The organism is Methylobacterium indicum (genome assembly GCF_017347565.1).
Taxonomy (GTDB): Bacteria; Pseudomonadota; Alphaproteobacteria; order Rhizobiales; family Beijerinckiaceae; genus Methylobacterium; species Methylobacterium indicum.
In genome coordinates this window covers 1,682,681-1,704,166 of record NZ_AP024145.1, presented here as the reverse complement: position 1 = coordinate 1,704,166, position 21,486 = coordinate 1,682,681, and the positions used below count along the sequence as shown (strand labels likewise).

Genomic DNA, 21,486 nt, shown 5'->3' with positions numbered 1-21,486 from the left:
CGGTCAGGCAGCGGGGTTCAGGCGAGCCGGCTCTTGCCGGTCTCGGGCATGCGCGCGACGACGACGAGCGTGAGGAGCGCCATCGGGATCAGGTAGAGGGCGCCCGGCGCCAGCGGCGAGCCGGTCGCGGCGATGAGCCAGGTGGCGATGAAGGGCGCGAAGCCGCCGAACACCGCAACCGCCAGCGTGTAGCCGATCGACATCCAGGTCGAGCGCAGGTGGCTCGGGAACATCTCGGAGATCGCCGCCGGGCCGGGCCCGGAATAGAGGGCGACGATCAATCCGAACACGACCTGGATCGCCACCACCGTGAGGAAGCCCGCCCCCCCGGCGACGATCATGAACAGCGGGTAGGACAGCAGGACCGCCGCGACCGCGCTGGCGATCAGCAGCGGCTTGCGGCCGACCCGGTCCGAGAGGTGGCCGAAGACCGGCACCGCCAGCACCATCGCGACGAGGCCGATCGTGTTCGACCACAGGGCCTGCGAGGCGCTGAGGGCGCCGAACTTCTGGGTGAAGGTCGGCATGTAGGAGAGCAGCATGTAGTACGACACGGTCCAGAAGATCGTGAAGCCGAAGGCGCGCAGGCCGAGCCGCGGGCCGCTCTCCGCCGCGGACGGGGCCGGCGCGACGTCCTTGCGCGCCACCTGATCCTCGAAGACCGGCGTCTCGTCGACGCTGCGGCGGATCAGGATGCCGACGACGAGGAGCGAGGCGCCGAGGAGGAACGGGATCCGCCAGCCCCAGGCCAGCATCGCCTCCGGGGTCAGGAGCGAGGTGAGGAGGGCGGCGACGCCCGAGCCGAGGAGGATGCCGGACGCGGTGCTGACCTGCTGGAACGAGCCGAACAGGCCGCGCCGGCCCTCCGGCGCCCACTCGATGATGAAGGCGGTCGAGGCGCCCCATTCGCCGCCCGCCGCGATGCCTTGGAGGATGCGCAGGGCGACGAGCAGGACCGGGGCCGCGATGCCGATCTGGGCATAGGTCGGCAGCAGGCCCAGCCCGATCGTGCCGAGCGCCATCATCAGGAGCGTGAGGACGAGCGCGACCTTGCGCCCGCGCCGGTCGCCGAGCCGGCCGATCACCGCACCGCCGAAGGGGCGGGCCAGGAAGCCGACGCCGTAGGCCGCGAAGGTCGCGAGCAGCGAGGCGGTGGGGTCGCTCGACGGGAAGAACGCCGCCGAGATCGCCCCGGCCAGGAAGGCGTAGACCCCGAAATCGTACCATTCGAGCATGTTGCCGATGCAGGCGGCGGCGATCGCCCGCCGCGCCCGGGGATCGATGCCCGAGCGGGCCCGCCCCGCCTCCTCCGTCGCGACCGTGCCGTGCATCCCGTTCCCCACGCCTTCGTATTGCCATGCAATACGCTGCATTGCATCTTATGCTGGTTCAAGGGACGCTACGATGTCAACGGATGCCAGCAGCGAAACCGCGCGAAGCCGATTGTTTGTTCATTCCGTCGAAAAATGCTTCAGTGTCCTGGAAGCATTCCACGGTGTCCGCAGCCTGTCCTTGCAGGAGATCGGCGAACGCAGCGGTCACGACAAGAGTACGTGCCAGCGCATGGCGCACACCCTGGCGCAGCTCGGCTATCTCGACCAATGCGCGACGACCCGGCGCTACGCCCTGGCGGACCGGGTGCTGGACTTGAGCTACGCCTTCCTGCGCCATCATCCGCTGATCGAGCGGGCGACCCCGATCCTGATGGATCTGCGCCGGTCCTGCGACGCGCGGGTGGATCTCAGCCTGTTCTCGCAAGCGTCGCTGGTCTACGCGCTGCGGCTGCAGGCGAGGGCCGAGCATTACTACACCAACCTGGTCGGCCGCCGGATCCCGCTGTTCTGCAGTGCCGGCGGGCGCGCGGTGCTGGCTACCCTAACGGAACCGGAGGCCCGCGCCCTGGTGACGGTGGAGGACCGCCGGCCGCTGACCCGCTTCACCCGGACCGGGATCGAGGACGTGATGACGGCGGTGGCGGAGGCACGGCGCGACGGCTACGCGGTCGCCGCCCACGAGGTGATCGAGGACGAGATCGTGATCGCGGTGGCGCTGACCGACGCGGCGCGGCGCCCGTTCGGCGCCCTGCACGTCGCCGGCGAGGCCGGACGCTGGGGCGGCCCGGACGAGATCGCCCGGATCCTGCCGGGGCTGATGCGCGCCGCCGCGCTGGTCAGCGGCGCACCGGCGTGATCGTCAGTAGATCGCCGGCTCCGGCACCGGGGCGCCGTACTCGGTGCGCAGGAAGTCGAAGTCGCAGCCCTCGTCCGCCTGCTGGATGTGGCGCGAGAACATCACGCCGTAGCCGCGCTCGTAGCGGGGTGCCGGCGGGGTCCAGGCGGCGCGGCGCTGCGCCAGCTCCTCGTCCGACACTTCCATGTGGATCGAGCGCGCCTCGACGTCGATGCTGACGATATCGCCGGTGCGCAGGAGCGCCAGGGGCCCGCCGATGAAGGATTCGGGCGCGACGTGGAGCACGCAGGCGCCGTAGCTGGTGCCGCTCATCCGCGCATCCGACAGGCGCAGCATGTCGCGGTGGCCTTCTTTCAAAAGCTTCTTCGGCATCGGCAGCATGCCCCATTCGGGCATGCCCGGCCCGCCCTGCGGCCCGGCATTGCGCAGGACGAGAACGTGGTCGGCGGTCACGTCGAGGGTCTCGTCGTCGATCGCCGCCTTGAGGGACGGGTAATCGTCGAAGACGAGGGCCGGGCCGGAATGCTTGAGGAAGCGCTGGTCCATCGCCGCCGGCTTGATGACGCAGCCGCTCGGCGCGAGGTTGCCCTTCAGCACCGCCAGCGAGCCCTGGCCGTAGACCGGGTTCGAGAGCGGCCGGATCACGTCGGCATTGTGGACCCGCGCGCCCTCGATGGTCTCGCCCAGCGTCCGGCCGCTCACCGTCAGGCAGTCGAGGTGGAGGTGATCGCGGATCTCGTTCATCAGCGCCCGGATGCCGCCGGCGTAAAAAAAGTCCTCCATCAGGTAGGTGTTGCCGCTCGGGCGGACGTTGCCGATCACCGGCACGATGCGGCTGTAGCGCTCGAAATCGTCGAGGCCGATGGCGTGGCCGGCCCGGCGCGCCATGGCGATCAGGTGGATGATCGCGTTGGTCGAGCAGCCCATCGCCATCGCGACCGCGATGGCGTTCTCGTAGGCCTCCCGGGTCTGGATCCGCTGCGGCGTCAGGTCCTCCCACACCATGTCGACGATGCGCCGGCCGGATTCCGAGGAGAGGCGGATATGGCCGGCATCCGCCGCCGGGATCGACGAGCCGCCGGGCAGCACCATGCCGACGGCTTCCGCGATCGCCGTCATGGTCGAGGCGGTGCCCATGGTCATGCAGGTGCCGTAGGAGCGGGCGATGCCGCCCTCGATCCCGAGCCAGTCCTGGTCGGTGATCCTGCCGGCGCGGAGTTCATCCCAGTACTTCCAGCTGTCGGAGCCGGAGCCCAGCACCTTGCCCTGCCAGTTGCCGCGCAGCATGGGACCTGCGGGGATGTAGATCGCCGGCAGGTTCATGCTGGTGGCGCCGAGCAGCAGGCCCGGGGTGGACTTGTCGCAGCCGCCCATCAGCACCGCGCCGTCGACCGGGTGGGAGCGCAGCAGCTCCTCGGTCTCCATCGCCAGCATGTTGCGGTAGAGCATGGTGGTCGGCTTGACGAAGCTCTCGGAGACCGAGATCGCCGGCAGCTCCACCGGGAAGCCCCCCGCCATCAGGATGCCGCGCTTCACGTCGTCGACGCGGTGCTTGAAATGGGCGTGGCAGGGCTGGAGGTCGGACCAGGTGTTGAGGATCGCGATGACCGGCTTGCCGGTCCATTCCTCGGGGGCGTAGCCCATCTGCATCGCGCGGGAGCGGTGCCCGAAGGAGCGCAGGTCCGCCGGGCCGAACCAGCGGGCGGAGCGCAGGGACGAGGGCTCGCGGCGCTTCACCTGCGGGCCGTCCGGGATGGTGCCGGGTTCGAGGTCGGGCGGGGGGAGCGGATCGCGGGCCATTTTTTCCAGGCTCCTGTTGGTGTCGTTCGTTCGATGAATCGCGACGCCCATCCCCTCCCCCCTCTGCGGGGATCTGCCCGGAGATAAAGAAGGGGCGCGGGTTTCTCCTCTCCCCGCGGGCGGGGAGAGGGCCGTGTCACCGTCCAGGTGATACGGCAAGCGGAGGCGCGGCCGGAGCGAGGGTGAGGGGGTGTTTCCGGAGGAGCCTCACTCGTCGAGACCCCCTCACCCTCGCCCTGTGGGCTCGCCGCTCCCCCTGAACGGGGGATCGGCCCTCTCCCCGCCCGCGGGGAGAGGGGAAGCCCGCGCCTCATTTTTTCAGACACTCCTGCCTATGCGGGGAAGGATCGGGGTGTCAGTGCTGCAAGCCCCATTTCTGCACCGTCCGCCGCTCCAGCGTGCGGAAGATCAGGTTCTCGACCACGAGGCCGATGATGATCACGGTCAGCAGTCCCGCGAAGACGGCCGGGATGTCGAGGAGGTTGCGGTTCTCGAAGATGAACCAGCCGAGGCCCCCCGCCCCCGACGACACGCCGAAGACCAGTTCCGCCGCGATGAGCGTGCGCCAGGCGAAGGCCCAGCCGATCTTGAGGCCCGTGAGAATGCTCGGGAACGCCGCCGGGATCAGGATCTTGGTGACGTAGGGCAGCCCCTTGAGGCCGTAATTGCGCCCGACCATCCGGAGCGTGTTCGAGACGCCGCGAAAGCCCGAATGGGTGTTGAGCGCCACCGCCCACAAGACCGAATGGACCAGCACGAAGACCAGGCTGCCGTTGCCCAGGCCGAACCAGATCAGCGCCAGCGGCAGGAGCGCGATCGCCGGCAGGGGATTGAACATCGCCGTCATCGTCTCGAGGAAGTCGGTGCCGATGCGGGTCGAGATCGCCAGCATGGTCAGCGTCGCGGCGAGAAGGATGCCGGCGACGTAGCCCATCAGCAGCACCTTGATCGAGGTGAGCGCCCGGTTCGGGATCGTGCCGTCGAGGGTCTGCTGCCACAGCGTCGTGACGGTGTCGGAGAAGGTCGGAAAGAGCAGCGGGTTGTCGAGGAAGCGGGCATAGGCCTCCCAGACCAGTGCCAGCACGACGATGATCACCGTCTTGCGGACGAAGCCGCTGTTCCACAGGATCTCGGCGGTGCCGAGCTGGCGCTCGACCGCGCCGTCGGCGGCGGGCGCCGCCTCGCTCAGGATGATGCGGGCCGGCATGGTGGCGGTCATGGGGGGCCTCCTCTCGGGCGCGACGCGCGGTCAGTGATGGGCGGGCTCGTCGGCGAACAGCAGGTCGTGGATCTGCTGCTCGAGCTGGCCGGCGCTGCCGTCCTGGGCCGAGACCTTGTCGACGTCGCGCACCTCGGCCTTGACCCGGCCCGGATGGGGCGAGAGCAGGAGGATGCGGTTGCCGATCTTGATCGCCTCGGCGATCGAGTGGGTGACGAAGAGCACCGTGAACTTCGTCTCCTCCCAGAGCTGCAGGAGTTCGTCCTGGCAGGTGCGCCGGGTGAGCGCGTCGAGGGCCGCGAAGGGCTCGTCCATCAGCAGGATGTCGGGCTCCATCGCCATGCCGCGGGCGATCGCCACGCGCTGCTTCATGCCGCCCGAGAGGGTGTGGGGATAGCTGTCGATGGCCCGCGTCAGGCCGACCTTCTCGATATAGGCCCGCGCCCGCTCCTCCGCCGCGCGGCGGGACATTTTTCGCGCGTTGAGGAGCGGGAAGGTGACGTTCTCGAGCACCGTCTTCCAGGGCAGGAGCTGGTCGAACTCCTGAAAGACCATCATCCGGTCGGCGCCGGGCTCCTTGACCACGCGGTCCTTGATGCGGATCTCGCCCTCGCTCGGGTGCAGGTAGCCGCCCACCGCCTTGAGCAGGGTGGACTTGCCGCAGCCCGACGGCCCGAGCAGCACGAAGCGGTCCGAGGTCTCGACCCGGAAGCTGACGCGCTCGGTCGCGGTGACCAGCACGTTGGGGGTCTTGTAGCGGAGCGTGACGCCGCGGACGTCGAGGAGCGCGGTCATGGTGTCGTGTCCTCTCGAACCGGAAGGGCTCAGCTGCCGCTGAGGTCGTGGGCCACCGGCAGGTAGTAGTCGGTCCAGGCCTTGGGCTTGGTCCGCAGGGTGCCGATGCGGGACAGGTGCTCGGCAAAGCGCATCGTGCCCTGGGGCTGGAGGTTGAACTCCATCATGCCGGGCTCGGCCAAGTAGCTCAGCAGATCCTCGGCGCTGGTCTTGTCGCCGGTCACCTCGCGGTAGATCTCGACCGCCTTGGCGGGATCCTGGCGGATGAAGGCTTGCGCCTCCTCGGAGGCCGCGCGCACGGCCTGGACGATCTTGGGGTTGGCGTCGGCGAACTTCGTGGTGGTGAAGAACTGGCCTTGCGTCAGCGGCCCGCCGATGATGTCGGGCGAGCGGGCGACGATGTGGGCGCCCGGCACGGTACGCAATTCGACGTACTGGAAGGGCGGCGCCGCGAAATGGGTCTTGATCTCGTGGGTCGGGTTGGCGAGCGCGATCGCCGCGTCGGGATGGCCGAGCTGCACCGTGTTGGCGTCGAGCCGGCCGGACTGGTCGGCGCCCCAGATCTCGCCCGCCGCCATCTGCAGCAGGATCGCCTGCGTCGAGACCTTCACGGTCGGCACCGCGACCTTGTCGCCGGGGCCGATGTCCTTGATCGTCCTGATCTTCGGGTCGCGGCTGACGAGCAGCAGCGGCAGCGCCGAGGTGGCGACGATGCCCTTCACCCCGCCCCGCGTCCGGTCCCAGAGCAGCAGCAGGTTGCCGGTGCCGGTATTGACGATGTCGACGTTGCCGGCGAGCAGCGCATCGGTCTGGCTGCCGCCGCCCGTGAAGGTGAGCCACTTCGTCGTCACGCCCGGCACGCCCAGCCGCGCGGCGTGCTTCTCGATCAGCCCCTGCTTCTCGATGATGTGGGTCGGCAGGTAGATGATCCCGGGCTGGCGGGTGATCGCGATCTCGCTCTTCTGCTGGGCGTAGCCCGAACCGGAGGCGAGCAGGCCGACGGCGAGCAGCCCCGCCGCGAAGGCGCGGCGCGCGGGCGAGTGGACCATGAGCGTTCTCCCGAGGCCGCCTCTTCGCGGCGCGTGCCGGCTTGTTGTCGATCGCCGGCCTAACCCTCACTAAAATGGTAATGCATTAGTATGTCAACCCGACGCGTGCCGTGCTAAGGTTCCGCAGGGGCGGCTCCGGCGGCCTCGCGTCTTCACTGGTTCCGACCGTCATGAATGCCGTCTTCGCCGGCGCACAGCGCCTCCGCGACCGCTCGCGCCACGCCGCTCCCCAGGTCTTCGAGCTGATCCGGGACAAGATCGTCTCGCTCGATCTCGCCCCCGGCACGGTGCTGTCACGCCCCGAATTGCAGGCGAGCTTCGGGTTGAGCGCCACCCCGATCCGCGACGCGCTCCTGCGGCTCCAGGAAGAGGGCCTGGTCGACATCTTCCCGCAATCGTCGACGGTGGTGAGCCGCATCGATCTCGCGGCCGCCCGCCAGGCGCAGTTCCTGCGCCGCGCCGTCGAGCAGGAGGTGGTGCGCACCCTGGCCGGGACGCCCGACCGGGCGCTGCTGACCCGCCTCCAGGCCTTCGTGGCCGAGCAGGCGATCTTCGCCGAGGAGGGCGATTTCGCGCGGCTCTCGGCCAGCGACGAGGCCTTCCACCGCGCCCTGTGCGAGGCGGCATCCGTCCCCGACCTGTGGGACCTGATCCGCCGCCGCAGCGGCCATATCGACCGCCTGCGCCGCCTGCACCTGCCGGTGGAGGGCAAGGCGCAGCAGATAGTGGCAGACCACCGGCGCATCGTGGCGGCGCTCAGTGACGGTGCGCCCGAGGCGGCGCAGGAGGCGTTGCGCGATCACCTGTCGAAGTCGATCGCGCTCGGCGACGAGATCCGGGCGCGGTGGCCGGCCTATTTCGCCTGACCCACGCGCGCGCTTGTGCAGGGGCCTGTGCAGGGCAAGTGCCGCGACGCGGAACGCGCTTCCGGCTCTCCGTCCGCCAGGATCGATACTCGAGCGGCGCGGCCACGAGCGGGACAGTCGAGGGCGGGACGCCGGCTTTGCCGGTGCCGCCACGACCGGGCGGTCCAGGATCGACCCGATGCCGCCGCCGATGGGCGCGTCACCCGCAGGTGTGAGCAGTCGTCGACGCGCGCGCGCGAAGCCGCGCATCGAAGCTTCGGGCCAGTTCGGCGAGGCTGATCGCCCCCAGCCGCGCGATCAGCAGCGCCTCGGCCTCGCGCAGCGTGCCCTCCACCGCCTCGTTGACCACCTTCTCGACGGCGCAATCGGGGTTCGGATGATCGCTGCCGATCGCAAAGATCCGCGGGCCGCCCACCGCGTGATGCACGTCGAGAAGCGACACGTCCGCCAGGTTCGCGGCGATGGTCCATCCGCCGCCGTGTCCCTTCTCCGATGTCACGTAGCCCGCCTCTCGGAGCCCCGCCATCGTCCGGCGGACGACGACGGGATTCGTTCCCAGCATCCGCCCGATCGCCTCGGACGTCATCGGCCCGTCGTGGCGTGCCATGTGAAGGAGAACGTGGAGCGTTCGTGAGAGACGGCTGTCGGTGCGCACCCGGCGATCCTCCACGCCCCGGCCGAGATTGGCAAGCGCCGGCTCTTACGATACTTATGAAGTTACATGATATCGGAGGCCAGGTGATGCGAGAGCTCGAAAACCCCGGTCGGTGGGACAAGGTCGCCCAGCATTACGAGACGACGGCCCATCCGTTCACGGCGCGCTTCGCCGAGGCGGCGCTGGCGACCGTGCCGCTGACGCCAGACAGCCGGGTCCTCGACGTCGCGACGGGGACGGGGGCGCTCGCGCATGCGGCGGCGCGGACGGGTGCACAGGTGACCGCCATCGATTTCTCGCCCGGCATGGTCGCCCGCGTGGCGGCGGCAGGGCGGCCCAACGTCGATGCGAGGGTCATGGACGGACAGGCCCTCGCCTTGCCCGACGCCGGCTTCGATGCCGTGTTCTCGACTTTCGGCGTGATCCTGTTCCCCGACTGGCGCAAGGGGCTGGCCGAGATGGCACGGGTGACACGCCCCGGCGGCGACGGGGTTGTCGCGACGTGGCAGGAGCAGGGTGCTTCGACGTTCCTGCTGCTCGGCCAGATCCGCCGGACGCTGTTCCCCGAGCGCGAGAACGCGGCCATGCCCGCAGGGGTGGTGGCCCTGGGCGATCCGGACCGGCTGGCGCGCGCAATGATCGCGGCCGGCTATCGCGCGCCGCGCATTCACGATGTGACCTTCGACTATCACCTCGACGTCGCGACTCTGGACGATCCCGAGACCGTCTTCGGCATGTCGCCCGACTGGATCGAACTGAGCGACGGGGAGAAGGCGGCCGTCATCGCCGAAGCGCGGCGCATGGCCGGCGACCGGGCCGTCCTGCCGATCCCGTCGACGGCGCTGATCGGTGTCGCGAAACGCTGAGGCGCAGGCCTTCCCGAATGGACCCCGGTGCTCCCGGCACCCGGGACCGGGCGGGCTGGACGGCTAACCCCGCCCCACCACCGTCCGGATCGCGAAGCTCGACTGGATCCGCGCCACGCCGGGAAGGCGCGACAGCACCTCCTTGTGCAGGCGCTCGTAATCGCCGGCATCCGCGACTTCGATCCGCATCAGGTAATCGGACAGGCCGGTCATCAGGTAGCAGTCGCGCACCTCCGGGCAGCGGCGCACCGCGGCCTCGAAGCGGTTGAGCGATTCCTCGGTCTGCCGCTCCAGGGTGATCTGGGTCAGCACCACCATGTGATGCTCGTGCTCGTCGGCCTCGATCAGGGCGGTGTAGCCCCGGATGGTGCCGTTCGATTCGAGCAGCCGCAGGCGGCGCAGGCAGGCCGAAGGCGACAGGCCGACCTTGGCGGCGAGATCCGCGTTGCTGATGCGCCCGTCGTCGCGCAGGACGCGCAGGATGCGCGCGTCGATCTCGTCCCGTCCCGCCACCGCGCAAGATCCTGTTGTTGAGCCGCAGATCGTTGCGCCTTGTAGCACAGTCTCGCAGACCCTGCGACGATGCGGCGGGACATTCGACGATCCTTGCGCGACACTGACCTCCTCGACCGGGCGCCGGGTCGGGCAGAGGCAAGTCGGGCGCGACAGGGATTTTCGGCGATGCGCGTTCTGATCCTCGGCGGCGGCGTGGTCGGCGTCACCTCGGCCTACTACCTCGCCAAGGCCGGCCACCAGGTCACGGTGCTCGATCGCCAGCCGGGTGCGGGCCTCGAGACCAGCTTCGCCAATGCCGGCCAGGTTTCCCCCGGCTATTCGGCGCCCTGGGCCGCCCCGGGCATCCCCGTCAAGGCGATGAAGTGGCTGATGATGCGCCACCGGCCGCTGGTGCTGTGGCCGAGCCTGGAGCCGAAGCTCTACGGCTGGCTCGCGCGTATGCTGGCGAACTGCACCGAGGATGCGTATCGCCGCAACAAGGGCCGGATGGTGCGGCTCGCCGAGTATAGCCGCGACGTGCTGCGCGACCTGCGCACCGAGACCGGCATCACCTACGATCACCGCGAGAAGGGCACGCTCCAGCTCTTCCGCACCCAGAAGCAGCTCGACCATGTCGGCGACGACACCGGCGTCCTCGACGAGTACGGCGTTCCCTACGAGGTGCTGGACCCGGCGGGCTGCATCGCGGCCGAGCCGGCGCTGGCCCGGGTCGGCGGCAGCTTCGTCGGCGGCCTGCGCCTGCCGGGCGACGAGACCGGCGACGCGCATCTCTTCACCCAGCGCCTCGCGGCGATCTGCGAGAGCATGGGCGTCACCATCCGCTACGGCGCGACGATCACCAGCCTTCGCCAGGAAGGCGGCCGGATCGCCGGCGTGGGCCTCGCCGGCGGCGAGGTGCTGACGGCGGACCGGTACGTCGCCGCCATGGGCAGCTACACCCCGATGATGCTCAAGCCGCTCGGCATCGAGATTCCGGTCTATCCGGTGAAGGGCTATTCCCTGACCCTGCCGGTCACCAATGCCGAGGCCGCCCCGGTCTCGACCGTGATGGACGAGACCTTCAAGGTGGCGATCACCCGGCTCGGCGACCGCATCCGCGTCGGCGGCACGGCGGAGCTCGCCGGCTTCAGCCAGGCCCTGCGCGGCCCGCGCCGGGCGACCCTAGAGCGCTCGGTCCTCGACCTCTTCCCGCAGGGCGGCGACGTCTCGCAGGCGAAGTTCTGGACGGGCCTGCGCCCGATGACCCCGGACGGCACCCCGATCGTCGGCGCCACGGCCTACGACAACCTCTTCACCAATACCGGCCACGGCACGCTGGGCTGGACCATGGCCTGCGGCTCGGGCCGGCTGCTCGCCGACCTGATCGGCGGCCGGGCGCCGGAGATCGACCACCAGGATCTGGCGGAATCGCGCTACGCCAGGGCGGCGTGAGGGCTTCACTCTCCTCGACGGTTCCCGACACCCCCCGGGTCGTCCCGGGGTCGTGATAGCGGAGCCCGGGATCCGGAACCGCGGATGACCCGGAAAGGGGCGGACGGCGTTCCGCCTCATCGGCTCCCACCCGAGCCTCTGGATCCCGGGCTCCGCTTCGCGGACCCGGGATGACCCTGTGGAGCGGGAACGTCGGAGCCCGTTCGGCAAGCGACGACACCGAACCGCGACAACCCCCTCCCCCGCCCTAGATCCCGCGCCTGAGCGGGAGAACCGGCGCATGCCATGGGTCGCAGGGGTAGACGGGTGCCCGGGCGGCTGGGTCGCGGTCTTCGGCCCGCGCGACGGCGACGGCTCCGAACCAATCCGCACCCGCGTCCTGCCGAGCCTCGCGGCGATCTGCGACGCGCCCGAAGCGCCGGCCATCGTGGCGGTCGACATTCCGATCGGCCTGCCCGACCGGGTCGGGCCCGGAGGGCGCAGGGCGGAGGTGCTGGTGCGGGCGTTGCTGGGCCCGCGGCGCGCCTCGGTCTTCCCGACCTCGGCCCGCAGCGTCGTCTACGCGCCCGACTACACCGCGGCCATCGCCCTGTCGCGCCGGCCCGAGACCCAGCCCTTCGCCCCCTCCCCTCCCGCCAACGCCATCTTCCCCCGCATCCGCGAGGCGGACGCCCTCCTGCGCACCCGGCCGGAATTGCAGGCGCGGGTCTACGAGGTGCATCCGGAACTCGCCTTCCAGGGCCTCAACGGCGGCACGCCGCTGCCCGAGCCCAAGCGCAAGCCCGCGGGCGCGGCCCTGCGGCGCGACCTCCTGACCCGCGCCGGCCTGCCCGCCGACCTCCCGGTCCCCAAGGGCGCCAAGCCCGACGACCTCCTCGACGCGCTGGCGGCCTTCGCCGTGGCCCGGGCCATCGCCAAGGGGCGCGGGGTGCCGTATCCCGATCCGCCGGAGCGCGACGCTCACGGCCTGCCGGCCGCGATCTGGACGCTTCCCATCCGCGAGGCCCATGGATGACCGATCCCATGACCGCTCCCCTGACCGCTCTGCCCACCCGCGACATCGCCCGCGCCCTGGTGCTCGACCCGGCCGGCCGCCTCCTGCTCATCGCCTACGAGGCCTCGCGCGACGTCGATCCGGGCCGGCCGGGGGACCGGACCTTCTGGTTCATGCCCGGCGGCGGCATCGAGCCCGGCGAGACGCCGGAAGAGGCCTGCCGGCGCGAGCTGGAGGAAGAGATCGGCGTCAAGGATGCGCCGCTCGGCCCCCAGGTCGCCCGCTGCGACGGGGCCTTCACGCTGTTCAACAAGTCGCGCTTCGCCCGCGAGCGCTACTTCGTGGTGCGGCTGCCCGACGACCGGGTCGATACCAGCCGGCTCGCCGAGACCGAGGACAACCCGGTCTACGGCACGCGCTGGTGGTCCCTCGACGAGCTCGCCACCACCCATGAGCGCGTGGAGCCGCAGGGACTCGCCGAACTGGCCAAAAGGCTCGTGGCCGGCGAGGCGATCCCGGAGGTCGTGACATTGTCCTGGGGGCCGGGCGCGGCGTAAGCCTGCCGTAGAACTCGTCCAAGGAGATTGCGATCATGGCCGACGATCTGTCGTTTCCCCCGGCGCTGGCGGAAGGCTACCGCGCCTTCCTCGACGACCGGTTCGTGCGCGAGCAGGACCGCTATGCCAGCCTCGCCGAGGGGCAGAGCCCCGAGATCCTGATCATCAGCTGCTGCGACAGCCGGGTCTCGCCCGAGGTGATCTTCGACGCGCGGCCGGGCGAGTTGTTCGTCGTGCGCAACGTCGCCAACCTGGTCCCGCCCTTCGAGACCGGCGGCGAGTACCACGGCACCTCGGCGGCGCTCGAATTCGCCGTGCAGGCGCTCAAGGTGAAGCACATCGTGGTGCTGGGCCATGCCCGCTGCGGCGGCGTGCGCGCCTTCGCGGACGATGCCGCGCCGCTCTCGCCCGGCGACTTCATCGGCCGCTGGGTCTCGCTGATCCGCCCGGCCGCGGAAGCGCTCGGCGACGAGCCGCGGGGGCCGGACTATCTCGAGCAGCTCGAATTCGCCACGGTGACGAACAGCCTGCGCAACCTGATGACGTTCCCCTGCGTGAAGATCCTGGTGGAGCGCGGCAAGCTGCAGCTCCACGGCGCGCATTTCGGCATCGCCACCGGGCAGCTGCGGGTCCGCGATCCCGAGACCGGCGAGTTCCGCCTGGCCGAGCCCGGACGGGCCGCCGCCCAGACCAAGCTGATCCGTTGCCAGGACGAGGCCGGCAGCGGCGGCTGAACCATCCACCGGGGGAGGACGCATCGAAACCCGCCCTCCCCGGCCCGGCCCGGCCCAACGACCTCAACCTCGACCTCGACCTCGACCTCGACCTCGACCTCGACATATCTGCTCTGCTTAGTTCGAAAAAACACCTCGACTATGTATTTTGATATAACGCCGTCTTGCAATACATTATGATTCTTTAAACCTGTTTGGGCTTATTATCCTATCAGGCCCAGTATACTTCACTCGATCGCCGCCGCTGCCCCAGGGTCGCGCGATGCATTCGACAGGGGCCCTCCGAAAAGATCGGGCCGGGGCGTTCGATCGACTGCGAGGAAAGGTCATGTCGGCCATGCTGACGATTCGAACGAAGCTCATTTCGACCATCGGCCTGTTCCTGATTCCGATCACGCTGCTGTCAGGCCTGTTCGTGATCCAGTCGCGCAAGGATATCGATTTCGCCAGCCAGGAACAGGCGGGCGTCGCCTACCTGCAGACCGCCTGGCCGATCCTGCGCTCCAGCACGCAATCACGGATCCCGGCCGCGACGACGGGCGACGACTGGCCCGCCTTCGCGGCGGCACAGGAGCGTTACGATGCCGCGATGGGAACCGGCGAGGCCGCCCGCGACCTCGGCCTCGCCCGCCGGAATGGCGCCCCGGCGATCGTCGACGCGGCCCGCACCCTCATCACCCGGATCGGCGACGGCTCCAACCTGATCCTCGATCCCGACCTCGATTCCTTCTACGTGATGGACGCCGTCGCGGTGAGGCTGCCGGACGTGCTGCAGCAGGCCGGCACCCTGGCGGCCCTGGCGATCGAGCTGCGCGGCAAGCCGGCGCTGACGCCCGGCGACGCGGCGCGGTTCCTGATCGAGCAGGGCAAGCTCCGCGCCAGCGCCGAGGGCCTTCAGGCCTCCCTCAAGGCGGCGTTCAAGGCCAATGCCGGCGGCGCCGTCCAGGGCGCCCTCGCAGCCCCCGCCGCCGCCATGGCGGCGGCGTTCGAGGCGCTCGACCGGCCCGTCGCCGCCCTTGCCGAGGCCCATGCGGCGGGCCGGCAGGCCACGGCCGACCTCGCGCCGTTCCAGCGCGCCGCGGCCGACCTCGTCACCCGCGCCGACGGGTTGTGGTCGGACAGCGCGGTCGCGCTCGACCGTCTCCTGGCGGCCCGGATCGCCGGCCTCCAGAACCGCCTCGTGGCGGCGCTCGGGGTCGCCGGTTCGGTCACGGTGCTGGCCTTCCTGCTCGCCTTCCTGCTGACGCGCTCGGTCGTGCAGGGCCTCGCGGGCCTCGACCGGCGGGTCCGCGCCCTCGCCGACCAGTCCCTCGACGCCGACGTGCCGGAGGCGGGCGGCGGCGACGAGATCGCCGCGCTGGCGCGTGCCATCGTGCACTTTCGCGATCGGACCGTGGAGAGGATTGCCCGGGCGAGCGACGACGAGCACCGCCGGGAGATGGTCGAGCAGGAACGCCGGTTCATGGCGCAGCTCGCCGCCCGCATCCGCGACACGGTCGGCGGCGGCGTGCGGCACTTCCAGGAGGTCGCCGTCACGATGCAGGACGCGAGCGCGGGCGTGCAGGGCCGCGCCACCGACACCCGCGAGCGGCTGTCGCGCTCGGTCCAGGACCTCAACGGCACCGCAGCCGAGGTCGCCGGCGCGGCGAGCGCGGTGACGCAGCTCTCGGCCTCGATCAACGAGATCGCCGGCCAAGCGGCGCAATCGACCGCGGCGATGCAGGATGCGAGCGCGCAGGCGACGGCCGCCCGCGCCCTCGCGGTGCAGCTCTCGGAGCTGAGCGACCGCATCGGCAGCATCACGGGCCTGATCCATTCCATCGCGGGCCAGACCAACCTGCTCGCCCTCAACGCGACGATCGAGGCCGCCCGCGCGGGCGAGGCCGGCAAGGGGTTCGCGGTGGTCGCCGCGGAGGTCAAGTCGCTGGCCGGCCAGACGACCCGGGCGACCGAGGAGATCGACCGGCAGGTCGGCTCGCTGCGGGCCGCCTCCGGCAGCGTGCTCGGCGCCGTGGACGGCATCGCCACGACGGTCGGCGCGATCAGCGGCATCGCCACCTCGATCGCCTCCGCGGTCGAGGAGCAGAACGCGGCGACCGGCGAGATCACCCAGATGATGCAGACGGTGGCGAACCGGACCCAGACGGTGATCACCGGCATCGCGGTCCTGCCGGGGCTGGCGCGCGAGACCGACGCCCTGGCGACCCGGCTCGCCGCGATGGCGGCGGACCTGAGCGGCGAGGCCGGCCTCGTCAACGGCGAGATCAACCACCTCCTGATCGAGATCGCCGATCGGCGCGGCCGGGAGCGCTTCCCGGCGGCGGCGGAGGTCGAGGTGACGGTCGCGGGCCTGCGCCACCGCTCGACCCTGCAGGACGTGAGCGCGACGGGCGCGCGCCTCACCGCGTTCGGCGCTCCGCTACCGGTCGGCGCGGTGGTGACGGTCGAACTCGGCGGCGTCTCGCATCAGGCCCGGGTGATCTGGAGCGACGAGGGCCAGTTCGGCATCACCCTGTCCTCCGGCCCGCTCGACGCCCGGACGCTCGCCGCCCTGAAGGCGCCCGGGGAGGCCGCGTTGCCCGCCCGCAAGGCCGCGTGAGGCGCCGGCCGCGGCCCGTTCAGTCCGTCCGCCCGATCCGGGCCGCCAGCGCCGGCGCCAATCCGTGGCTCGGCTTCGCGTCGGGCCGGCGGAAGGTGCCGGCCGTCGCCTTGCGGGGCCGCTGCGCCGCCACCGCCTCGGCGAGCTTGACCGCCGCCACCACCTGATCGACCACCGGGACGGGCAGGCGCTCGCGCACCCGGGCGGCGAGGCCCGACAGGGGCGCGCCGGCAAAGATCAGCACGTCGGCGCCGTCCTCCTCGACCATCGCGTGGGCGAGGTCGATCAGCTGCGCCTCCTTTTCCGCCTGGACGCCGGACAGCGTCGCGAAGCGCCCCTCCAGCGCCCGCACCCCGGCGCAGCGCTGCCCGAGGCCGTGGGCGGCGACGGTCTCCTCGTACCAGGGCACCAGGGCGCGGGCGAAGGTGACGAGGCCGAAGCGGCGGCCGAGCAGGCAGGCCGACAGCATCGCGGCTTCCGCCAGGCCGATGACGGGATGGTCGAACAGCTCGCGGGCGCCGAACAGGCCCGGATCGCCGAAGGCCGCGATGATCGCGGCATCCACGGGGGGCGCCTCGGCCAGCATCTCCAGCGCGATGGCGCCGCCGATCTGCGCCTCGGCCCGGGTCGCGATATAGGGCACGCCCCGGGGCGCGGTGGCGGTCAGGATCTCGGTGCCGGGGGCGGCGGCCGCCGCGCCGGTGACGCGCATCAGCTCGGTCACGTCGCGGCTGGTATTGGGGTTGAGGAGCAGCAGGCGCATCGGGGGCATCTTTCGGGGATCAGGCGGCGTGCCGGGCGAGGCCGGCGATCAGGGCCGTGCCGGTATGGCCGACATGGTCGGCGAGCAGCCGGCCGGCGCCCGCCGCGTCGCGGGCGTCGAGGGCTTCCAGGATCGCCCGGTGCTCGGCGACCGATTCGTCCCAGCGCGCCCGGCTGTCGAGGGCGCGGCGGCGGGCGATCTCGGCCCGTGCGTGCAGGGCCTCGTGCGCCTCCCGCAACGGGGCGTTGCGGGCACAGGCCACGATCAGGGCGTGGATCTGCTGGTTGAGGGCGAAGTACGGTGCGAGGGCGCCGGCGGCGTGGTGCGCCTCCATCTCGGCCTGGAGCCGTCGCAGCCGGTCGAGCTCCGCCGGGGTGATGCGCAAAGCCGCGAGTTCCGCCGCCGCCCGCTCGATGGCGGCAATGGCCTCGAACAGCTCGGTCACCGCATCCGGCCGCAGCTCCGCCACCAGGGGCGAACGGTTCGGGCGCAGTTCCACCAGGCCCTCGACGGCCAGCAGCTTCAGCGCCTCGCGCAACGGCGTGCGCGAGATGCCGAGCGCCGCCGACAGCTCGGTCTCGACGAGCGCGCTGCCGGCCGGCAGCGTGCCGGCGACGATCAGGGCGCGCAGGCGCTCCACCGCCTGGTCGTGCAGGCCGCGCCGCGGGCTCAGGGCCGCGGGCTCCAGCAGCACCGGTTTGCGCGGGCGCCCGCGGGGGCGTCGGACCGGATCCATGCGTGTCCTCTCCCTCATCCTCTGAGTTCGACCATAGCCGCTCCGATCGGCATCGGGCGCATCAATTCCAGGCAATTCTGCTGCCGTCATCGCCATTTGGCATGAATTGCATGCAGAGCACCAAAAATGCGTTGCGCCGCCGTCCGGCCCGTCACACCCTGATCCCGCGGCACCCGGAACGCCGCGTTCGAGCGGCCGTCGGGCCCGAGCATCGACGCCGCCGCCCCACCGCGAGGTCTCTCCATGCGCCGTTCCCTCGGCCCCCTGCTGGCCGCCGCCCTGTGGTCCGTCACGCCCGGGTTCCTCGCCCCCGCCTCCGCCCAGGAGGCGCCGGTCAAGGTCGGCTACGCCAAATGCGCCCATTGCCTGCCGGTCGCCCTGCTGCCGGGGCTCGCCAAAGGCACGACGATCGACGTCACCGGCTTCAATTCCGGCAACGACGTGCTGACGGCGCTGATCGCGAAAAGCCTCGACGTGGCGCAGGTGACCTACCTCCACTACGTCACCGCCCTCGACAAGGGCTTCGACATCGTGGCGGTGGCCGGCGAGGTGAATGGCGGCTCGGACTGCCTGTCGTCGAAGGCGCTGAACCTGAAGGCCGACGACTGGGCCGGGTTCAAGGCGGCGGTGGAGAAGGCGAAGGCGGCGGGCACCCCGCTCAAGGTCGCGGCCTCTCGCGGCAACGCGCAGGATATCCACATGCGCGGCGCCTTCCTCAAGCAGGGCATCAACCCGAACAAGGACGTGCAGTTCGTCAACATCCCGAACCCGTCCGACCATCTGGCCGCGATGCAGCGGGGCGAGATCGACATGGTCTGCTCGGTCGAGCCCTTCGCCTCGCAGATCCGCATGGCGGGAGCGGCCACGCATTTCGTGCTGCCCTACGACCAGGCGGCCGGCAACCTGACCAACCTTATCGTCACCCGCTCCGACGTGATCGCGAAGAACCGGGCCGGGGTGCAGGCGGTGGTCGATGCCGACGTCGCCCTGGTCGAGAAGCTCAAGGCCGATCCGGCCATCTGGGTCGACGTGATCAACCAGAAGACCGGCCTGTCGAAGGAGGTCGCCACGGCGGCGATCCAGAATGCCGAGCCGGACTACCGGATGCACCGCGCCAAGACCCAGGCGATCGCCGCGATGATGCGGGACCTGAAATACATCAGCCGCGACGTCTCGGCCGACGTGGACACGCACATGGACTTCTCGTTCCTCGAGGCCGCTACCAAGAAGACCCGCGATGGCCTCGGCTACTGAGACCGCGCCGCTCACCCCCGCGGCCCCCGCCCGCCGGCTGCCCCGGCGCCTCGTCGCCTTCGCCGAGCGGGCGGCTCTGCCGCTCCTCCTCGTCGCCGGCTGGGAGGCGTTTGCCCGCTCCGGCGCCCTGCCGGCGGCCCTGCTGCCCGCGCCCACCGCCGTGCTGCACGCGCTCGGGGACTGGCTGTTCGGGATCGACGAGAGCACCCAGACCTATTCCGGCCATTGGGTGCCGGACGCGCTGGCGAGCCTGACGCGGGTGGCGGCGGGCTACGCCATCGCGGCGCTCTCCGCCATCGTCATCGGGGTCGCGATCGGCTGGTGGCGGCTGGTGGAACGCACCGTCGAGCCGACCTTGCAGATGCTGCGGCCGATCCCGCCGGTCTCGTGGATCCCGCTCGCCATCATCTGGTTCGGCATCGCCGACAAGCCGGCGATCTTCCTGGTCTTCCTCGGCGCGTTCTTCCCCGTCCTGATGAACACCATCCACGGCGTGCGCGGGGTCGACCGCAACCTGATCCGGGCCGGCGCCATGATGGGCGCCTCCGAGCGCCAGCTCCTCACCGACATCGTGCTCCCCGCCGCCCTGCCGTCGATTTTTTCCGGATTGCGCATCGCCATCGGCTCGGCCTGGATGCTGACGGTGACCGCCGAGATGGTCGCGGTGAAGAGCGGGCTCGGCTACGTGCTGTGGGATTCCTACTACTTCCTGCGCTACGACATCGTGCTCGCCGCGATGATCTCGATCGGCCTGCTCGGCTATCTGTCCGATCTCGGCCTCAAGGCGCTGATGAGCTCGGTTCTGCACTGGCAGAAGGGCACGACGGTGCAGGGGCGGTGAGCCGTCCCTCCCCTTCCCGACGGAGGATCCCATGAGCGCGATCGACCTCGCCGACGTCCAGAAAGTCTTTCACGATCGCGACGGGCGCGACCTCGTGGCGGTGGACCGCACCCGGGCCACGATCGAGGCGGGCGAGTTCGTCTGCCTGCTCGGCCCCTCGGGCTGCGGCAAGTCCACCCTGCTCAACATGATCGCGGGTTTCGAGGCGCCGACCTCCGGCGAGGTTCGCGTCGCGGGACGGCGGGTCGAGCGGCCGGGCGCCGATCGCGGCGTGGTGTTCCAGCAGCCGACGCTGATGCCCTGGCTCACCGTGATCGACAACGTCGCCTTCCATCTCAAGCTGAAGGGGGTGGCGAAGGTCGAGCGGCACGAGCGGGCCAAGACCTATCTCGACCTCGTCGGGCTCACCGGCTTCGAGCGGCACTATCCCGCGGAACTCTCGGGCGGGATGAGCCAGCGGGTCGGCATCGCCCGGGCGCTCCTGATGAACCCGGCGGTGATCCTGATGGACGAGCCCTTCGCGGCCCTCGACGCCCAGACCAAGATCGAGATGCAGGAGGAGCTGGTGACGATCTGGCAGCGGGTCGGCGCCACGGTGGTGTTCGTCACCCATTCGGTCGACGAGGCCCTGGTGCTGGGCAACCGCATCGCCGTCATGAGCCGGCGCCCGGGCCGCATCCGCGAGTTCATCCCCTTCGATCTGCCCCGGCCGCGGGACGTGACGAGCCCGGACTTCAACGACATGAAGCGCCGGGTGCTCGGGATGATCCGCGAGGAATCGAGCCGGAAGGTCGCCGCCTGATGATCCGCCTCGGCATGCTGACCCCGTCCTCGAACACCCGGCTCGAACTGGCCACCGCCGACCTCCTGCGCGACACGCCCGGCATCACCGCCCACTTCGCGCGCTTTCGCGTCACCGAGATCACCCTCTCGACGGCGGGGCTCGGACAGTTCGACGAGGCGCCGATCCTGTCGGCGGCCGGGCTCCTCGCCGATGCCAAGGTCGATGCGATCGCCTGGAACGGCACCTCGGCGGCCTGGCTGGGCTTTGCCCGCGACGAGGCCCTGTGCGCCCGGATCACGGACCTCACCGGCATTCCGGCGGCGACGGCGGTGCTCGGTTTTCGCGAGGCCTTCACCCGCGCGCGTATCCGGCGGGTCGGGCTCGTCACGCCCTATACCGGCGACGTGCAGGCGAGGATCCAGGCGAATTGGAGGGCGGCCGGGTTCGATTGCACGGCCGAGCGGCATTGCGGCCTGTCCGACAACTTCTCCTTCGCGGAGGTGCCGGAGCGGGATGTCGCCGCCATGGCCCGGGCGGTGGCGGCGGAGGGCGCGCAAGCCGTGGCGATCGTCTGCACCAACATGGCGGGGACGGCGCTGGTTGAGGAACTGGAGGCCGAGCTCGGCATCCCGGTCTTCGATTCGATCGCCGTTACACTGTGGGCGGCCTTGCGCGCGGCGGGTGCCGATCCCGGCCGGATCACCGGCCGGGGCGGGCTATTTCGGCTCTGACACTCTGCTTGAGTTCGCACGACCGACATCGAACCCTCTCGGTCATCCCGGGGCCGCACAGCGGAACCCGGGATCCATAACCGCTGACGTTCAGGATAAAGCGGAA

At 70.7% G+C, this 21,486-nt stretch carries 21 protein-coding genes and 1 pseudogene; 13 read left to right on the top strand and 9 right to left on the bottom strand.

Translation table 11 applies throughout. From position 1 onward, the window contains the following. Positions 1–17: 17 nt before the first annotated feature. Positions 18–1,331: an MFS transporter gene (locus miv_RS07930; RefSeq protein ID WP_058619226.1), complete on the bottom strand. Its 1,314-nt coding sequence runs from the start codon at positions 1,329–1,331 to the stop codon at positions 18–20. On the opposite strand from miv_RS07930, the pseudogene miv_RS33890 reads away from it, so the two are divergent. Beyond that, a pseudogene (locus tag miv_RS33890) lies at positions 1,234–1,542 on the top strand (hypothetical protein); the annotation flags it as partial. The gene miv_RS07930 and the pseudogene miv_RS33890 overlap by 98 nt on opposite strands. Positions 1,543–1,563: 21 nt before the next feature. Next, a complete protein-coding gene (locus miv_RS07925; protein WP_053220846.1) occupies positions 1,564–2,190 on the top strand; it encodes an IclR family transcriptional regulator in 627 nt (208 codons plus the stop codon). A 3-nt stretch (positions 2,191–2,193) separates the two neighbouring features. Here miv_RS07925 and araD read toward each other — a convergent pair whose 3' ends face one another. The 4 genes from araD to miv_RS07905 form a co-directional block, all read right to left on the bottom strand. Continuing rightward, positions 2,194–3,990 carry an L-arabinonate dehydratase gene (araD, locus tag miv_RS07920; RefSeq protein ID WP_082172059.1) on the bottom strand — a complete coding sequence of 599 codons (1,797 nt, stop codon included), beginning with the start codon at positions 3,988–3,990 and terminating at the stop codon, positions 2,194–2,196. Between the two features lie 355 nt (positions 3,991–4,345). Continuing rightward, the gene (locus miv_RS07915) at positions 4,346–5,209 is read right to left on the bottom strand and encodes an ABC transporter permease (protein WP_244276563.1); all 864 of its coding nucleotides are present in this window, start codon (positions 5,207–5,209) and stop codon (positions 4,346–4,348) included. A 30-nt stretch (positions 5,210–5,239) separates the two neighbouring features. Next, positions 5,240–6,004 (bottom strand): ABC transporter ATP-binding protein, encoded by a 765-nt coding sequence (locus tag miv_RS07910; RefSeq protein WP_207182170.1) that lies wholly within the window; start codon positions 6,002–6,004, stop codon positions 5,240–5,242. 29 nt (positions 6,005–6,033) lie between these two features. Continuing rightward, positions 6,034–7,053, bottom strand: coding sequence for an ABC transporter substrate-binding protein (locus tag miv_RS07905; protein ID WP_207182168.1), 1,020 nt, complete (start codon positions 7,051–7,053; stop codon positions 6,034–6,036). A 170-nt stretch (positions 7,054–7,223) separates the two neighbouring features. Here miv_RS07905 and miv_RS07900 point away from each other — a divergent pair, with 170 nt between their 5' ends. Then, a complete protein-coding gene (locus miv_RS07900; protein WP_207182167.1) occupies positions 7,224–7,919 on the top strand; it encodes a GntR family transcriptional regulator in 696 nt (231 codons plus the stop codon). Positions 7,920–8,118: 199 nt separating this feature from the next. Here miv_RS07900 and miv_RS07895 read toward each other — a convergent pair whose 3' ends face one another. Next, positions 8,119–8,574, bottom strand: a complete 456-nt coding sequence (locus miv_RS07895; RefSeq protein WP_048427170.1) for an Rrf2 family transcriptional regulator — start codon at positions 8,572–8,574, stop codon at positions 8,119–8,121. An 86-nt stretch (positions 8,575–8,660) separates the two neighbouring features. On the opposite strand from miv_RS07895, the gene miv_RS07890 reads away from it, so the two are divergent. Then, on the top strand, positions 8,661–9,440 hold the full coding sequence (locus miv_RS07890; protein ID WP_207182166.1) for a class I SAM-dependent methyltransferase: 780 nt from the start codon (positions 8,661–8,663) through the stop codon (positions 9,438–9,440). 63 nt (positions 9,441–9,503) lie between these two features. On the opposite strand, the gene miv_RS07885 is transcribed toward miv_RS07890, so the two are convergent. Further along, on the bottom strand, positions 9,504–9,953 hold the full coding sequence (locus miv_RS07885) for an Lrp/AsnC family transcriptional regulator (protein ID WP_048427172.1): 450 nt from the start codon (positions 9,951–9,953) through the stop codon (positions 9,504–9,506). 168 nt (positions 9,954–10,121) lie between these two features. On the opposite strand from miv_RS07885, the gene miv_RS07880 reads away from it, so the two are divergent. The 5 genes from miv_RS07880 to miv_RS07860 all read left to right on the top strand — a co-directional run bounded on the left by miv_RS07880 (position 10,122) and on the right by miv_RS07860 (position 16,271). Beyond that, positions 10,122–11,387: a D-amino acid dehydrogenase gene (locus miv_RS07880; RefSeq protein WP_048427173.1), complete on the top strand. Its 1,266-nt coding sequence runs from the start codon at positions 10,122–10,124 to the stop codon at positions 11,385–11,387. A 280-nt stretch (positions 11,388–11,667) separates the two neighbouring features. Then, positions 11,668–12,402 carry a DUF429 domain-containing protein gene (locus miv_RS07875; protein WP_207182165.1) on the top strand — a complete coding sequence of 245 codons (735 nt, stop codon included), beginning with the start codon at positions 11,668–11,670 and terminating at the stop codon, positions 12,400–12,402. After that, positions 12,399–12,938: an NUDIX hydrolase gene (locus miv_RS07870; RefSeq protein ID WP_207182164.1), complete on the top strand. Its 540-nt coding sequence runs from the start codon at positions 12,399–12,401 to the stop codon at positions 12,936–12,938. Before miv_RS07875 ends, miv_RS07870 begins: the two co-directional genes overlap by 4 nt. A 35-nt stretch (positions 12,939–12,973) precedes the next feature. Then, positions 12,974–13,672, top strand: a complete 699-nt coding sequence (locus tag miv_RS07865) for a carbonic anhydrase (RefSeq protein WP_048430172.1) — start codon at positions 12,974–12,976, stop codon at positions 13,670–13,672. Between the two features lie 337 nt (positions 13,673–14,009). After that, a complete protein-coding gene (locus tag miv_RS07860) occupies positions 14,010–16,271 on the top strand; it encodes a methyl-accepting chemotaxis protein (protein WP_244748913.1) in 2,262 nt (753 codons plus the stop codon). Between the two features lie 19 nt (positions 16,272–16,290). Here miv_RS07860 and miv_RS07855 read toward each other — a convergent pair whose 3' ends face one another. Together miv_RS07855 and miv_RS07850 are read right to left on the bottom strand one after the other, a co-directional pair. Beyond that, positions 16,291–17,034 carry an aspartate/glutamate racemase family protein gene (locus miv_RS07855; protein ID WP_207182162.1) on the bottom strand — a complete coding sequence of 248 codons (744 nt, stop codon included), beginning with the start codon at positions 17,032–17,034 and terminating at the stop codon, positions 16,291–16,293. A 19-nt stretch (positions 17,035–17,053) separates the two neighbouring features. After that, entirely contained in the window at positions 17,054–17,770 is a 717-nt protein-coding gene (locus tag miv_RS07850) for a GntR family transcriptional regulator (protein WP_207182161.1), read from the bottom strand. 243 nt (positions 17,771–18,013) lie between these two features. Here miv_RS07850 and miv_RS07845 point away from each other — a divergent pair, with 243 nt between their 5' ends. From miv_RS07845 to miv_RS07830, 4 genes are read left to right on the top strand one after another with little or no spacing between them, the layout of a single operon-like run. Continuing rightward, positions 18,014–19,024, top strand: coding sequence for an ABC transporter substrate-binding protein (locus tag miv_RS07845; protein ID WP_207182160.1), 1,011 nt, complete (start codon positions 18,014–18,016; stop codon positions 19,022–19,024). Further along, a complete protein-coding gene (locus miv_RS07840) occupies positions 19,008–19,865 on the top strand; it encodes an ABC transporter permease (protein ID WP_207182158.1) in 858 nt (285 codons plus the stop codon). Before miv_RS07845 ends, miv_RS07840 begins: the two co-directional genes overlap by 17 nt. Before the next feature lie 31 nt (positions 19,866–19,896). Then, entirely contained in the window at positions 19,897–20,667 is a 771-nt protein-coding gene (locus miv_RS07835) for an ABC transporter ATP-binding protein (protein WP_048431369.1), read from the top strand. Continuing rightward, positions 20,667–21,380: a maleate cis-trans isomerase family protein gene (locus tag miv_RS07830; RefSeq protein WP_244748912.1), complete on the top strand. Its 714-nt coding sequence runs from the start codon at positions 20,667–20,669 to the stop codon at positions 21,378–21,380. The genes miv_RS07835 and miv_RS07830 overlap by 1 nt, the downstream gene beginning before the upstream one ends. The last annotated feature ends 106 nt before the right edge of the window (positions 21,381–21,486 follow it).

Coding starts and splice junctions, on each gene's coding strand:
- miv_RS07930 (WP_058619226.1), bottom strand. CDS start 1,331: ATGCACGGCACGGTCGCGACGGAGGAGGCGGGGCGGGCCCGCTCGGGC.
- miv_RS07925 (WP_053220846.1), top strand. CDS start 1,564: ATGGCGCACACCCTGGCGCAGCTCGGCTATCTCGACCAATGCGCGACG.
- araD (WP_082172059.1), bottom strand. CDS start 3,990: ATGGCCCGCGATCCGCTCCCCCCGCCCGACCTCGAACCCGGCACCATC.
- miv_RS07915 (WP_244276563.1), bottom strand. CDS start 5,209: ATGACCGCCACCATGCCGGCCCGCATCATCCTGAGCGAGGCGGCGCCC.
- miv_RS07910 (WP_207182170.1), bottom strand. CDS start 6,004: ATGACCGCGCTCCTCGACGTCCGCGGCGTCACGCTCCGCTACAAGACC.
- miv_RS07905 (WP_207182168.1), bottom strand. CDS start 7,053: ATGGTCCACTCGCCCGCGCGCCGCGCCTTCGCGGCGGGGCTGCTCGCC.
- miv_RS07900 (WP_207182167.1), top strand. CDS start 7,224: ATGAATGCCGTCTTCGCCGGCGCACAGCGCCTCCGCGACCGCTCGCGC.
- miv_RS07890 (WP_207182166.1), top strand. CDS start 8,661: ATGCGAGAGCTCGAAAACCCCGGTCGGTGGGACAAGGTCGCCCAGCAT.
- miv_RS07880 (WP_048427173.1), top strand. CDS start 10,122: ATGCGCGTTCTGATCCTCGGCGGCGGCGTGGTCGGCGTCACCTCGGCC.
- miv_RS07875 (WP_207182165.1), top strand. CDS start 11,668: ATGCCATGGGTCGCAGGGGTAGACGGGTGCCCGGGCGGCTGGGTCGCG.
- miv_RS07870 (WP_207182164.1), top strand. CDS start 12,399: ATGACCGATCCCATGACCGCTCCCCTGACCGCTCTGCCCACCCGCGAC.
- miv_RS07865 (WP_048430172.1), top strand. CDS start 12,974: ATGGCCGACGATCTGTCGTTTCCCCCGGCGCTGGCGGAAGGCTACCGC.
- miv_RS07860 (WP_244748913.1), top strand. CDS start 14,010: ATGCTGACGATTCGAACGAAGCTCATTTCGACCATCGGCCTGTTCCTG.
- miv_RS07855 (WP_207182162.1), bottom strand. CDS start 17,034: ATGCGCCTGCTGCTCCTCAACCCCAATACCAGCCGCGACGTGACCGAG.
- miv_RS07850 (WP_207182161.1), bottom strand. CDS start 17,770: ATGGATCCGGTCCGACGCCCCCGCGGGCGCCCGCGCAAACCGGTGCTG.
- miv_RS07845 (WP_207182160.1), top strand. CDS start 18,014: ATGCGCCGTTCCCTCGGCCCCCTGCTGGCCGCCGCCCTGTGGTCCGTC.
- miv_RS07840 (WP_207182158.1), top strand. CDS start 19,008: ATGGCCTCGGCTACTGAGACCGCGCCGCTCACCCCCGCGGCCCCCGCC.
- miv_RS07835 (WP_048431369.1), top strand. CDS start 19,897: ATGAGCGCGATCGACCTCGCCGACGTCCAGAAAGTCTTTCACGATCGC.
- miv_RS07830 (WP_244748912.1), top strand. CDS start 20,667: ATGATCCGCCTCGGCATGCTGACCCCGTCCTCGAACACCCGGCTCGAA.